The organism is Pseudomonas hefeiensis (genome assembly GCF_030687835.1).
GTDB classification, from domain to species: domain Bacteria; phylum Pseudomonadota; class Gammaproteobacteria; order Pseudomonadales; family Pseudomonadaceae; genus Aquipseudomonas; species Aquipseudomonas hefeiensis.
In genome coordinates, this window is sequence record NZ_CP117449.1 from 617,585 (window position 1) to 630,937 (window position 13,353).

12 protein-coding genes and 1 riboswitch are annotated in these 13,353 nt (G+C 62.0%); of the genes, 6 read left to right on the forward strand and 6 right to left on the reverse strand.

Annotated features, from left to right (window positions below):
• Positions 1–71 precede the first annotated feature (71 nt).
• The 4 genes from PSH57_RS02620 to PSH57_RS02635 form a co-directional block, all read right to left on the reverse strand.
• On the reverse strand, positions 72–1,037 hold the full coding sequence (locus tag PSH57_RS02620; RefSeq protein WP_305387651.1) for a metal ABC transporter ATPase: 966 nt from the start codon (positions 1,035–1,037) through the stop codon (positions 72–74).
• A 33-nt stretch (positions 1,038–1,070) separates the two neighbouring features.
• Complete coding sequence (locus tag PSH57_RS02625; RefSeq protein ID WP_305387653.1) at positions 1,071–1,883, reverse strand: aldo/keto reductase; 813 nt, start codon at positions 1,881–1,883, stop codon at positions 1,071–1,073.
• Positions 1,880–3,055 carry an NAD(P)/FAD-dependent oxidoreductase gene (locus PSH57_RS02630; protein WP_305387655.1) on the reverse strand — a complete coding sequence of 392 codons (1,176 nt, stop codon included), beginning with the start codon at positions 3,053–3,055 and terminating at the stop codon, positions 1,880–1,882. Before PSH57_RS02630 ends, PSH57_RS02625 begins: the two co-directional genes overlap by 4 nt.
• Positions 3,056–3,263: 208 nt before the next feature.
• On the reverse strand, positions 3,264–3,596 hold the full coding sequence (locus tag PSH57_RS02635) for a DMT family transporter (RefSeq protein ID WP_256229304.1): 333 nt from the start codon (positions 3,594–3,596) through the stop codon (positions 3,264–3,266).
• A gap of 104 nt (positions 3,597–3,700) precedes the next feature.
• Between PSH57_RS02635 and PSH57_RS02640 the strand changes: the two genes are divergently transcribed.
• Positions 3,701–4,591, forward strand: coding sequence for a LysR family transcriptional regulator (locus PSH57_RS02640; RefSeq protein ID WP_305387656.1), 891 nt, complete (start codon positions 3,701–3,703; stop codon positions 4,589–4,591).
• A 22-nt stretch (positions 4,592–4,613) separates the two neighbouring features.
• Entirely contained in the window at positions 4,614–5,888 is a 1,275-nt protein-coding gene (gene waaA, locus PSH57_RS02645) for a lipid IV(A) 3-deoxy-D-manno-octulosonic acid transferase (RefSeq protein ID WP_305387657.1), read from the forward strand.
• Positions 5,889–6,107: 219 nt separating this feature from the next.
• On the opposite strand, the gene PSH57_RS02650 is transcribed toward waaA, so the two are convergent.
• Positions 6,108–7,547, reverse strand: coding sequence for a TolC family outer membrane protein (locus PSH57_RS02650; RefSeq protein WP_305387659.1), 1,440 nt, complete (start codon positions 7,545–7,547; stop codon positions 6,108–6,110).
• A gap of 154 nt (positions 7,548–7,701) precedes the next feature.
• Positions 7,702–7,807: riboswitch (TPP riboswitch) on the forward strand.
• 175 nt (positions 7,808–7,982) lie between these two features.
• On the opposite strand from PSH57_RS02650, the gene thiC reads away from it, so the two are divergent.
• Both thiC and cytX read left to right on the forward strand, forming a co-directional pair.
• Positions 7,983–9,872 (forward strand): phosphomethylpyrimidine synthase ThiC, encoded by a 1,890-nt coding sequence (gene thiC / locus PSH57_RS02655; RefSeq protein WP_305387661.1) that lies wholly within the window; start codon positions 7,983–7,985, stop codon positions 9,870–9,872.
• A gap of 170 nt (positions 9,873–10,042) precedes the next feature.
• Entirely contained in the window at positions 10,043–11,335 is a 1,293-nt protein-coding gene (gene cytX / locus PSH57_RS02660) for a putative hydroxymethylpyrimidine transporter CytX (RefSeq protein WP_305387663.1), read from the forward strand.
• Here cytX and PSH57_RS02665 read toward each other — a convergent pair.
• The gene (locus PSH57_RS02665) at positions 11,304–12,050 is read right to left on the reverse strand and encodes a DUF3298 domain-containing protein (RefSeq protein ID WP_305387665.1); all 747 of its coding nucleotides are present in this window, start codon (positions 12,048–12,050) and stop codon (positions 11,304–11,306) included. The two genes, cytX and PSH57_RS02665, sit on opposite strands and share 32 nt — an antisense overlap.
• A 214-nt stretch (positions 12,051–12,264) precedes the next feature.
• On the opposite strand from PSH57_RS02665, the gene PSH57_RS02670 reads away from it, so the two are divergent.
• On the forward strand, positions 12,265–12,882 hold the full coding sequence (locus PSH57_RS02670; protein WP_305387667.1) for an NUDIX domain-containing protein: 618 nt from the start codon (positions 12,265–12,267) through the stop codon (positions 12,880–12,882).
• Positions 12,873–13,325, forward strand: a complete 453-nt coding sequence (locus tag PSH57_RS02675) for a DUF1249 domain-containing protein (protein ID WP_024781420.1) — start codon at positions 12,873–12,875, stop codon at positions 13,323–13,325. Before PSH57_RS02670 ends, PSH57_RS02675 begins: the two co-directional genes overlap by 10 nt.
• Positions 13,326–13,353: the final 28 nt, after the last annotated feature.

Here is a 13,353-nt window from a genome sequence, read left to right on the forward strand (position 1 = left end):
CTCGATTTGGCTGACACATCGCTATCGCGAGCAGGCTCGCTCCCACAGGGCCCATCATCAACTCGATGACCTTAACGAGCCACCTTGCGCGGCACGATCTTCTTGAGTAATTGCCGAGCCTTGCCCCTCAAGCGTGTTAGGCCCGACTCCTTGCCCGGGGGCGTCAGCCCCTGCTGGCGCAGCCAGTCCTTCCAGCGAATCCGCTCGTCTCGTACCAGCCAACCGTCCTGTTTGGCGAAACTCTCCGCCAGGTACAACCCACGGGTGCTGGCCGGGTACAGTTGATCCTTCTTCAAGGTATACAGCTCGGGCAAGGGTTGGCCGTCCTGTAGCGGCATCAGGTACAGATCGGGTCGCTTGCGGTCCAGGCGCGCCACCAGTTGGTCTCCCTCCAGGCGCTCATCCACATGAAACAGGCTCAGGGACTTGGCTTCCTTGGGCACATCCAGGCGCAAATCGTAAATCAGTTGCAGCGAGGCCGTCGGCAGATGCACGTAGGCGCGTGGTCGCTCGATCAGTTGCAGGTTGGCACTGCGCACCGGGCGGGCCGAGCCGGACAGCGGCGTCAGGCGAAACGGCAAGGCTTCGCGGTAATGCAGGGCCGTGGCGTAGGGCGCGGGCAACCAGGTGTCATTGAAACGTCCGCCAAGCCAGCCCTCGGGGGTTTCCAGAAGGCACTCTTCGGCAATTTCACTGATGGCGGTGAGCAGCGGCAGGTTTAGCTCATGGGCCGGGACATAACCGGAAATCAGCTTGAGCACCACATCGCCACGATCCTGTCGACGCTGGCGCACCAGCACCCAATAGTCGCGGTTCTGCCAGTGCAGGGTGAGGCGCACCGAGACGCCCAGGTTTGCCAGCTCCAGGGAAAAACGCTCGGCATCGTCCACCGTCACCGGACGGCGCCGTTGCAAGGTCTGGGAAAAATTCAATGGCATCCCGACGCTCTGGTAAGTCAGGCCTTCGGGTGTCGCTTCGACGAACAGGGGCAGAGTCTTGAAGTTGCTGGGATTTTTTCTGATGAGCGTACGCGGCATGTCGGCTCCTGCTTAATGCCGCGCAGGGCGGCGTCAGTTTCTACGAAGGACCTTGGCAGCGGTCGCGACGTTATGGGCGAGGTGCAGCGGATTGATGGTGCCGACAATAGCACTGGCGACACCGGGATGCTCAAACAACAGTTCGAAGCTGGCCCGGACCGGGTCCACACCAGGGTTCAGGCAGACGTGGCCGCTGGCCAAGGCTTTCTTCACCAGAATCGCCTTGCCATGCTCGGCTGCGTAGTCAATGACAGCCTTCTCGTTTCGTTCGTTCAGATTGTAGGTGACCATCGCGCAATCGCCTTGCTCCAGCGCTTTCAAACCGCCCTCGACGGTCTTGCCGGAAAAACCGAAGCTGCCGATCTTGCCCTCGCGCTTGAGCGCCGCCAGGGTCGGGTAGACCTCGCTGTCGTTGAGGATCGCCAGATCGTTGCCGTCGGAGTGCACCAGCACCAGGTCGATGTAGTCCGTTTCCAGGCGCTTGAGGCTGCGTTCCACCGAGAGTCGGGTGTGGGCGGCACTGAAATCGTGGTGCGACTGGCCGTCACTGAATTCTTCTCCGACCTTGCTGACAATCACCCAATCCTGACGCTGGCCGCGTAACAACGGGCCCAGGCGCTCTTCGCTGCGGCCATAGGCCGGCGCGGTGTCGATCAGGTTGATGCCCAGGTCACGCGCCAGTTTGAGCAGCATGCGCGCTTCGTCGTCATCGGGAATCTGGAAACCGTTGGGGTATTTGACCCCCTGGTCGCGGCCGAGCTTGACGGTGCCCAGGCCCAGGGGGGAAACCCGCGGGCCGTTATTGCCCAGCGGGCGATGCAAGTCATGCAGGGTCGGTTGGCTCATGGCAGCAGTTGCTCCCAGGCAGGGACGCCCATGGGCGGTTTCGGCAGGTCCGGCAATGGCGCCGGATGGCTGGGGGCGATGCCATCGCGTTGCAGCGTGGCGATCACTCGATCGGCAAAGTCCGGGGCCAGGGCCAGCTTGGTCGGCCAGCCCACCAACAGGCGATCCTGTTCGGCGAGAAAGGCGTTGTCCGGGCGGGTCAGGCCTGATTGCCGTGGTTCGGCGCGGTCGACCCGCAGCGTGGCCCATTGTGCGGTGCTGAGGTCGACCCAGGGCAGCAATTGGCCAAGCTCTTTCTGAGCGGTGGCGATCTGCGCGGCGGGCTCGCGGGCCACACCGTCGGTTTCGGCGATGTCGCCGCCCAGGTACCAGACCCATTGGCCATCGGCGGCCGGGTGGGTGGTCACGGTGATGCGCGGCTTCGGCCCGCCGCCCAGGCAGTGGGCGTAAAGTGGCTTGAGGCTCGGTCCCTTGACCAGCACCATGTGTAACGGCCGGCGCTGCATGGCCGGTTGCTCCAGGCCCAGGGCACTGAGCAGATCGGCAGTGCCGGCTCCGGCGCTGAGGACGATGCGCTGGGCGCGGATCTCGCGGCCATCAACCTTAAGGCCGATCAGTTCGTCGCCGTCGCGCAATGGTTCGATATCTTTCCCGGCGAGCAGGCCATCGCCGGCCAGGTCCGCCAGCCGTGCAAGCAGGCTGGGGACGTCCACTACCAGTTCGGCCAGACGATAGACCTTGCCCTTGAAGCGTTTGTCTTGCAGGGCCGGCGGCAGTTGCTCGCCCTTGACCTGATCGACCCGCCCGCGCACGGCCTTGCTGGCGAAGAAGCTGGTGAGGTTGCCGACCAGGGTGCCGGGAGACCAGAGGTAGTGAGCTTCGGACAGCAGGCGCACGCCGGACAGATCCAGTTCGCCCTCGCCGCTCAGGGCTTCGCGCCAGCGGCGTGGCATGTCGGCGATGGCTTCCGAGGCTCCGGTGAGGGCACCGTGCAAGGCGTACTTGGCGCCACCATGGATGATGCCCTGGGATTTGATGCTCTGCCCGCCGCCGAGGCTGGCGCTTTCCACCAGCACGGTCGAAAAACCCTGGCGGCGCAGGCGCGCATTCAGCCAGAGGCCGGCGACTCCGGCGCCGACAATCAGAACGTCGGTGGAAATAACGGATGGCATGCAGCGACCTCAGTGTTCAAGACGAGGGCGCAGTATACAGACTCGATGCAGAGGGCATTTGTTAGCGATCAACTTGTGGGAGCAAAGCTTGCTCGCGATGCAGGCGCCTCGGTCCCAGAGATACCGTGCAGATTTCATCGCGGGCAAGCCTTGCTCCCACCGATTTCCTTTGTCCAAACCGGTGTTTTCAGCCCTGTTGATCAGTGTTTCAGTGCCCGGCAGTTTTGGAAAAGAGTTGAATCACCACAACCCCCAGCACAATCAACGCCATCCCCAGCATCGCCGGCACGTCCAGCTTTTGCCCGTAGATGAACAGCGCCGCCACGCTGACCATGACGATACCCATCCCGGCCCAGACCGCATACGCCACGCCCACCGGGACGGTGCGCACCACCAGGGTCAGCATCCAGAATGCGATGCCGTACCCGGTGATGACCAGCAGCAGAGGCAGGGGGGTGCTCAAGCCTTTGATCGCTTTCATCGACACGGTGGCGATCACTTCGGCGCAGATGGCGATGGCCAGGTAGTAGTAAGCGTTCATAGGCGAAAATCCTCTTGAAGGGGGCGTCTTTCGATGTCGACATTTTAGAGGTCTGTCAGATGGGGTAAAGTCATTACCTATCTGTATAGGAGATAGGTTGCGCCATGAGTGTTCAGTGGAATCTGGATCAATTGCGGCTGTTTGTCGGTGTCGCCGAGAAACGTTCGTTTTCCGCCGTGGCGCGGGACCAGCGCAAGGCTCAATCGGCCATTAGCAGCGCGATTGCGTTGTTGGAAACCGATCTGGGTGTGACGCTGTTCGAGCGCAGCAGTGGCCGTCAGCCGAAGCTCACCGAAGCCGGCGAGGCCTTGCTGGAAGAGGCGCGGGAAGTGCTGCGCCAGTGCGAGCGTCTCAATGGCCGGGCCCTGGCCCTGATGCGCGGTCAGGAGGCGATGTTGCGCCTGGCTCAGGATGAGGCGATGCCCTATCAGCCGGTCATCGACAGCCTGGCGGCCCTGGCCGAGCGGTTCCCGACCCTCGAAGTGCAACTGGCCAGCGCCGCGCAGGGTGATGTGGCGCGCAAACTGGTGGAACGCCGTGCTGACCTGGGGTTGTTGTTTTATCACGATCAGATCCCCGAGGCGCTGGAGCGCCGGGTGCTGGGCAGCGTCGAGATGGTCACGGTCTGCGGCAGGGGCCATCCACTGGCGAACCATGATTACGTGACCTGCCTGGAAATGGCCCGGCATCGGCAATTGCTCATGGCGACCCAGTCCAGTGTCTATCCTGGAAGCGAACAGGCCAGCCCGCAGGTCTGGCGCGCCGACAGCTTCTACGTTTTGGCCGAATGGCTGAGGAGCGGCCTGGGCTGGGCGTGGCTGCCACGGCATGTGGTGCAGTACCCGGCGTACCTGGGGGATATGGTTGAGCTCAACAGCGAGTGGACCCCGCCGGCCCTGGTGGTTGAACTGGTCTGGCGTCGCGACGAGCCTTTGGGCCCGGCCGCGCGCTGGCTAGCGGAACGTTTTGCCGTGCAGTTGCAGGCGCTCGGCTGAAAAACCGATAAACTCCGCCGCCATGAACAGAACTCTCTATAGCGCATTGTTTTATCTGGGGCTGCCACTGGTAGCGATTCGGCTCTGGTTGCGGGCACGCAAGGCGCCGGCCTATGCGCGGCGCATCGGCGAGCGGTTTTCCTGGGGCTTGCCGGTGATGGTGCCGGGAGGCATCTGGGTCCACGCCGTGTCAGTGGGCGAGAGCATTGCCGCCGCGCCGATGATCCGCGCCTTGCTGCAACGTTATCCACAGTTGCCGATCACGGTCACCTGCATGACGCCCACCGGTTCCGAGCGCATCCAGGCGTTGTTCGCCAACGAACCGCGCATCCAGCATTGCTATTTGCCCTACGACTTGCCCTGCGCGGCCAACCGTTTCCTCGATCGGGTTCGCCCGGTGCTCGCGGTGATCATGGAAACCGAGTTGTGGCCCAACCACATTCATCAATGCGCCAAGCGCGGCATTCCTGTTGCCCTGGCCAACGCACGACTGTCGGAGCGTTCTGCACGCGGTTATGCACGTTTGCCCAAACTCACCCGGCCGATGCTCGCTGAGATGAGCCTGTTCGCTGTCCAGACCGAAGCCGAGGCCGAGCGTTTGCGCCAGTTGGGTGCCCGGGCGCAGACCGTCGAGGTCACCGGCTCGATCAAGTTCGACCTGACCATTGACCCGCAACTGCTGGAAAGCGCCAGCGCCTTGCGCCGTGAGTGGCAAGCGACGGAGCGCCCGGTGTGGATCGCCGCCAGTACCCATGAAGGTGAAGATGAGGTGGTGCTGGCCGCCCACCGTCGGTTGCTCGCCAGCTATCCCGATGCGTTGCTGATCCTGGTGCCGCGCCATCCCGAGCGTTTCGATTCAGTGCATCAATTGTGTGAAAGCGAAGGTTTCGCCACGGTCCGGCGTTCCAGCGCACAGCCGGTCACTGCCCGGACGTCGGTGCTGCTGGGCGATACCATGGGCGAACTGTTGTTTCTCTACGCGTTGGCCGATAGCGCTTTTGTCGGCGGCAGTCTGGTACCCAACGGCGGCCATAACCTGCTGGAGCCGGCGGCACTGGCCAAACCGGTGCTCAGCGGGCCGCATCTGTTCAACTTCCTCGAAATCGCCACGCAACTTCGGGCTGCCGGGGCACTGGCGGAAGTCGAAGATGCCGAAAGCTTGGCCCTGGCGGTACAACGCCTGTTCGAACTGCCCCGCGATGCCCAGCGCATGACTGAGGCGGGGCTTGCGGTGATGCGCACCAATCAGGGCGCGTTGCAGCGGTTGCTGGACGGGTTAGGGCGGTTGATTGACTGAGTCTCTAGGGAGGTGAGGGAAGGCTTTTACAGAACCTCCTGTGGGAGCAAAGCTTGCTCGCGATGCAAGCGCCTCGGTTCCAGAGAGACCGCGCTGTATTCATCGCGGGCAAGCCTTGCTCCCACACCGGCTTTGCTCCCGCAGGGGAGCTGGGCAAGCCTTGCTCCCACACCGGCTTTGCTCCCACAGGGGAGCTGGACAAGCCTTGCCTCAGTGAGGTTACTGAGCCGGCCGCGAGCGCAGTTGCTCCGCCGCAGCCTGCGCCAGATCCGGCGGTAAAAAGTCCCTGTCCGGGTTGTAGTCGGGTTTTAGATAGCGCGACAGGTCCTGCAAATCCGAAGGGCTCAAAGTGCCCGCTGCCTGCTTGAGCCGCAGATTGTCGAGGATGTAGTCGTAGCGGGCGTTGTTGTAGTTGCGCACCGAGGTGTACAGCTGACGCTGGGCATCGAGTACATCGACGATGTTGCGCGTGCCTACCTGATAACCGATCTCCGTGGCTTCCACTGCGCTCTGGTTGGAGATGATGGACTGGCGGCGGGCCTGGACCTGTTCCACATCGGTATTCACCGCCCGGTGCAGGTTGCGGGTGTTCTCCACCACCTGCCGGCGCAGGGCCTCGCGCTGCTGTTCGGTCTGAGTCAGTTGCGAATAGGATTCGCGAACCTGAGAGCTGGTCAGCCCGCCGCTGTAGATCGGGATGCTCAATTGCAGGCCGATGGTGCGTTGCTCGGCATCGCCACCATAACGCTGACCGGTGGGGCTGGGGTTGGTAAAGCCGAGGCCATCGTTGTCGCCTTTTTTGTATTGGGCGATCGCATCGAGGGTCGGGGCATGACCGGACTTGCGCTGACGCAGGGTGTCCTCGGCAGCCGTGACGGCGTAGTTGCTGGCCAGCAGATTGAGGTTCTGCTTGGCGGCCGTATCGACCCAGGCCTTGGCGTCGTTCGGTGCTGGCGGCAGGATCGGCAGCGTGTGGACGATGCCCTGGAGCGAGTTGTACTGGCGGTTGGTCAGGGTGATCAGGGCTTCGAAGGCGTCGTCGACCTGACGCTGGGCCAGGATCCGGTTGGCTCGCGCGGTGTCGTAGCTGGCCTGGGATTGCAGCACGTCGGTCTTGTCCGACAGGCCCACGTCGAAGCGCTCGTTGGACTGGTCGAGCTGACGCTTGAACGCCGCCTCCTCGGCCTTGGTCGAGGCCAGGTTGTCTTGGCTGCGCAGCACGGTGAAATAGCTCTCGGCGCTCTGCAGGATCATGTTCTGTTCAGTGGCTGAGAGTTGCAGCGACGCTTGTTCGTTGACCGATTTTGCCGCCTGGAACTGAAACCAGCGATCGGCACGGAAAATCGGCTGGGACAGCGTGGCCTGGTAGACCGTGCCGCTACGGGTGGCGGTCATGGCTGGCTGGTCGAGCTCGGTCCGGGTGTTGTTCAGGTCGGCACCGGCCGAAAGGTTGGGCAACAACCCCGCGCGGGCCTGCGGCACCACTTCCTTCTGGGCACCATACTGGGCACGGGCGGCGGCCAGGTCGGCGTTGTTGTCCACCGCTTCCTGATACACGCTCACCAGATCGGTTTTGGTGGTCAAGGGCGCTTCGGCAGCCCAGGCCATTCCATTGGACGCACAAGACACGGCAAGGGCCAGTGAGAGTTTGCGCAGCATGAGGCTTTCCCTACTTCTCAAATGATTGCGCACAAGAGGCGCGGCGTAGCGAGTGTAGTTGCGCTGGCCCATGGCAACAATCCTGTATATGCGCCATTCATCACGCCTTTTGCCGTCGCGATGGCGTTCTGCGGTGGTTGTGTCTAGACTGGCCGGGTTCTTGTCGGGGTGCCTTGCTATGAGGCTGAGATCGAATAATTTCGGATCCCGTTGAACCTGATCAGGTTAGCGCCTGCGTAGGGAACAAGATTTCTCGTCACCCGGCGAGTCCTCTTGTGCTTCGTCCGGGATGTTGTTCGACAATCGACTTTCGATCTTCGAGCATCCTCGAGCAGCAAGCACAGCATCCGCACAGTCGTGTAAGGGTGCGTCCATTCGTTACAGGTTCGCTCCGACAAAAATCCACCGCCTGGATGTGTGTCTGGAGAGCCCGTGATGACGACAAAATCAAAAAACGCGACCAACCTCAGTGATTCGGCCAAGGTCGATGAGCAATCGGTTCAGCCCTTTACCCGCTCGCAAAAAATCTATGTCCAGGGCAGCCGCCCGGATATTCGCGTGCCCATGCGCGAAATCAGCCTCGACGTGACCCCCACCGACTTTGGCGGCGAAATCAATGCGCCAGTGGTGGTGTACGACACCTCGGGTCCCTACACCGACCCGAACGTGATCATCGACGTGCGCAAAGGCCTGGCCGATGTGCGCTCAACGTGGATCGAAGCCCGTGGCGACACCGAGCGCCTGGCGGGACTGAGCTCCAACTTCGGCCAGGAACGCCTGGCCGATCCCGAGCTGACCAAACTGCGCTTTGCCCATGTGAACAATCCGCGTCGCGCCAAGTCCGGCGCCAACGTCAGCCAGATGCACTATGCGCGCAAAGGCATCATCACCGCCGAGATGGAATACGTCGCCATCCGCGAAAACATGAAGCTGGAAGTGGCCCGCGCCGCCGGCCTGCTGGACCAGCAACACGCCGGCCACAGCTTCGGTGCCAGTGTGCCGAAAGTCATCACCCCGGAATTTGTGCGTGACGAAATCGCTCGGGGTCGCGCGATCATCCCGGCCAACATCAACCACACCGAACTGGAACCGATGATCATCGGCCGTAACTTCCTGGTGAAGATCAACGGCAACATCGGCAACAGCGCACTGGGCTCGTCCATCGAAGAAGAAGTGGCCAAGCTGACCTGGGGCATTCGCTGGGGTTCGGACACGGTCATGGACCTGTCCACTGGCAAGCACATCCACGAAACCCGCGAGTGGATCATCCGCAACTCGCCAGTTCCGATCGGCACCGTGCCGATTTATCAGGCCCTTGAGAAAGTCGGTGGCGCGGCCGAAGATCTGACCTGGGAGCTGTTTCGCGACACGCTGATCGAACAGGCCGAGCAGGGCGTCGACTACTTCACCATTCATGCCGGTGTGCTGTTGCGCTATGTACCGCTGACCGCCAAGCGCGTCACCGGCATCGTCAGCCGTGGTGGTTCGATCATGGCCAAGTGGTGCCTGGCGCACCACAAAGAGAACTTCCTCTACACCCACTTCGAAGACATCTGCGAAATCATGAAGGCCTACGACGTCAGCTTCTCGCTGGGTGATGGCCTGCGTCCGGGCTCGATTGCCGACGCCAACGACGAAGCGCAGTTCGGTGAGCTGGAAACCCTCGGTGAGTTGACCAAGATTGCCTGGAAGCATGACGTGCAATGCATGATCGAAGGCCCGGGCCACGTGCCGATGCAGTTGATCAAGGAGAACATGGACAAGCAGCTCGAGTGCTGCGACGAGGCGCCGTTCTATACCCTCGGCCCGCTGACCACCGACATTGCGCCGGGCTACGACCACATCACCTCCGGTATCGGCGCGGCGATGATCGGCTGGTTCGGTTGCGCCATGCTCTGCTACGTAACCCCGAAAGAACACTTGGGGCTGCCGAACAAGGATGACGTGAAGACCGGGATCATTACCTACAAGATCGCCGCCCACGCGGCCGACCTTGCCAAAGGGCATCCGGGCGCGCAGATCCGCGACAACGCGTTGAGCAAGGCGCGTTTCGAGTTTCGCTGGGAAGACCAGTTCAACCTTGGCCTGGACCCGGACACCGCCCGCTCGTACCACGACGAAACCCTGCCCAAGGACTCGGCCAAGGTCGCGCATTTCTGCTCGATGTGCGGGCCGAAGTTCTGCTCGATGAAGATCACCCAGGAAGTGCGCGAATACGCAGCCAACCAGCGCATTGAAGCGGTGGATGTGGACGTCGCCCAGGGCTTGGCGGAGCAGGCTGAGCGGTTCAAGAAGGAAGGTAGTCAGCTTTACAAGAAAGTGTGATGTGAGCCGAAGGCGGCGGTGATCTCACTGCCGCCTTCGCGAGCAAGCCCGCTCCCACAGTAGATCGCTGGTGAACGCAGCTTTTGTGTTCACAGCAGGTCCATTGTGGGAGCGGGCTTGCTCGCGAAGGCGATCATCAGAACAACAAATATCCTTCTGAGATAACAACTTTGAACATCCAACCCAGCACCTATTCCCCCGACACCGCCGTCCCCCTGGACAAGCGCGTCTTCGGCGCCCGCGATCTGTTTTCCCTGTGGTTCTCCCTCGGCATCGGCCTGATGGTCTTGCAGGTGGGCGCCTTGCTCGCGCCCGGCCTGGGCTTGAGCGGTTCGTTGCTGGCGATTTTCCTCGGCACGCTGGTGGGCGTCCTGCTGCTGGCGGCCGTCGGGGTGATCGGCAGCGACACCGGCCTGTCGGCCATGGCTGCGCTCAAGCTCAGCCTCGGTGGCAAGGGCGCGAGCGTGCCGGCGGTGTTGAACCTGCTGCAGTTGATCGGTTGGGGCTCATTCGAAATCATCGTCATGCGTGACGCCGCCAGCCTGCTCGGCGCCCGGGCCTTCAGCGAGGGCAGCTTGGGGTCGAACCCACTGCTGTGGACGTTGTTTTTCGGCGCACTGGCAACCCTGCTGGCGGTGAGCGGGCCGCTGACGTTCGTGCGTAAGGTTCTGCGCAAGTGGGGCATCTGGCTGCTGTTGGCGGCGTGCGTCTGGCTGACCTGGAACCTGTTCGCCAAGGCTGATCTGGCGGCGTTGTGGGCACGGGCGGGAGATGGTTCGATGCCGTTTGCCGTCGGTTTCGACATTGCGATAGCCATGCCGCTGTCCTGGTTGCCGCTGATTGCCGACTACTCACGCTTCGGCAAACGCGCAAAAAATGTCTTCGGCGGCACCGCGCTGGGGTTCTTCATCGGTAATTTCTGGCTGATGAGCCTGGGCGTGGCCTACACCCTGGCGTTCGCGCCGAGCGGTGAAGTCAACGCGCTGCTGTTGGCCCTGGCCGGTGCCGGATTGGGCATCCCGCTGTTGCTGATTTTGCTGGATGAATCGGAAAATGCCTTTGCCGACATTCACTCGGCGGCGGTGTCCAGCGGGATGCTGACGGGGTTGAAAGTCGAGCACCTGGCCTTGGCGATTGGCGTCATCTGCACCTTGATCGCCTGCTTCGCGCCGTTGGCGCAGTATCAGAATTTCCTGTTGCTGATCGGCTCGGTGTTCGCACCGCTGTTCGGTGTGGTGCTGGTGGACCACTTCATCCTGCGCAAGCGCGGCAGCCGGGTCGTGTCAGCGGCGTTGTGCTGGCCGGCATTGTTAGCCTGGCTGGGCGGGGTGAGCACCTATCATCTGCTGGCCAACTTCTACCCGGACATCGGCGCAACCCTGCCGTCGCTGATCCTGGCAGGGTTGCTGCAACTGATACTGGGCCGGGCTTTCAACTACGGCCGGGAAACAGCTCGGGCTTGAGGATGCCGTTGAGGCGCGGGTAAGCGATCTTCAGTTCGATGTGGCCCAGGGCGTATGGCGCGATGGTGCTCACTTGGTACTTGAGGATCACGCCGCCGTAGGTCAGCGCCACGTTCGGGGTTTTCTGGAACGGCCACTGCTTCACGAACTCCGGTTCCTGATCCAGTTTGGTGCTGATCAGCCAGCTGTTGTGGGCGACCTGCGCGGCTTTCCAGAACGCCTCTTCCTGTCCCGGCAGCAGCATGTCCGACAGCGTCAATACCTTGTGCTGCTGGCGCGAATAGTTGATGAAACCGCGCCCCGGCGTACCGTGCGCCCCGCCAGTGTCCAGGTAACTGGACAATTCGATGATCACCAAGCCGTCATGCTGCTCCCGTACCTTGGCTTGCAGGTAACTGCTGTTGCGCGGCGCTGCGCTGCGCAAAAACTGCTCGCGGTAGGCGGCCAGCGTTGGCGCCACTGGGGCGTCGGGAGTCGTTCGGGTCAATTGCAGCAGGCGCTTTTCGATAATGCCGTCAAGGGCCGGCTCGGCGGGAAAGCGCAGGGTGTCGATGTTCACCAATGGGCAGTCGGCGCTGGCGCATCCTGGTTGCAGTTGTTCCGAGGCATCGCGGGTGGTTTCCAGCGGAGCGCGGTAGTTGGGTTGGAACAGGCTTTGGCAAGCGCCCAGGGTCAGGGCAATAGCAGCCACGCAAAGGGTTTTGAAAAGCGACATGGGCGTCCTTCATGAAACAGGGAAAGGCGAAAAGTTACCCGCTTCGACTGTCGGCAGGGCAATCAGTTCGCCACTAAGCTCATTAGAGTGGCTTTGAGGATAGCCGTCTATCCCGATGACTGGAAAGGGGCTGCATCAAACGGTACGGGCGCGTTAGGATGGCGCGAAGCCGAGGCTGGAACCTCGCATCGATCCGCTGCAAACGAGGACTGTCATGACCGATTTCGCCAATGCCACACCGAGCGCCGTGGACATCGTCAAGCGTGAAAACTGCTTTCAGGGTTTCTACAAACTCGATCGCGTCCACCTGCGCCACGAGTTGTTTGCCGGTGGCATGAGCCGTGAAATCAGCCGTGAACTGTTCGTGCGTCATGACGCGGTGTGTGTGCTGCCCTACGATCCGCAACGCGATGAGGTGGTGTTGATCGAGCAGTTTCGCGTCGGCGCCATTGGCAAGACGAGCAACCCCTGGCTGGTGGAACTGGTGGCCGGCCTGATCGACAAGGACGAGCAACCGGAAGAGGTTGCTCATCGCGAAGCGCAGGAGGAAGCTGGGCTTGTCTTCGCTGCGCTCTGGCCGATGACCCAATATTTTCCATCGCCGGGCGGCAGCAATGAATTCGTGCATCTTTACCTGGGGCGTTGCGACAGTGCGGGGGCCGGTGGCCTGCATGGGCTTGTGGAAGAGGCCGAAGACATTCGTGTGAAGGTCTGGGCTTTCGAAGATGCCTTGCAAGCAGTGCGCGACGGGCAGATCTGCAACGCGGCCAGCATCATTGCCTTGCAATGGCTGGCCTTGAATCGCGATGAAGTGAGGGGGCTATGGTCTTAAGCAAGCTGCGCGACCGTTATCGCGTCGATCTGGTCGGGTTGCAGGCCGCCTGCGAGGCCAACTACGCCCGCCTGATGCGCTTGTTGCCGGACATGCGCAACGACCCTGCGCCCCGGCGCATCGCCGTGACCCATGGCGACCAGATGCTCGGCGTGCTGGCCCTTGAAGTGCTGCAAACCTGTCCGTACACCACCACCTTGCAAGTGCGCCAGGAACACAGCCTGCCGTGGCTGCCGGTGCCGCAGCTGGAAGTGCAGGTCTATCACGATGCGCGCATGGCCGAAGTCGTGAGCGCCGAACATGCGCGACGCTTTCGCGGTATCTATCCTTATCCCAATGCGTCAATGCACCAGCCGGATGAAAAGGCCCAGTTGAATCTGTTCTTGGGTGAATGGCTGAGTCATTGCCTGGCGCTGGGTCACGAATTCGAGGTCGTTCGGTAGTTACCAGTCAAATACTGGGCGCTGGTTG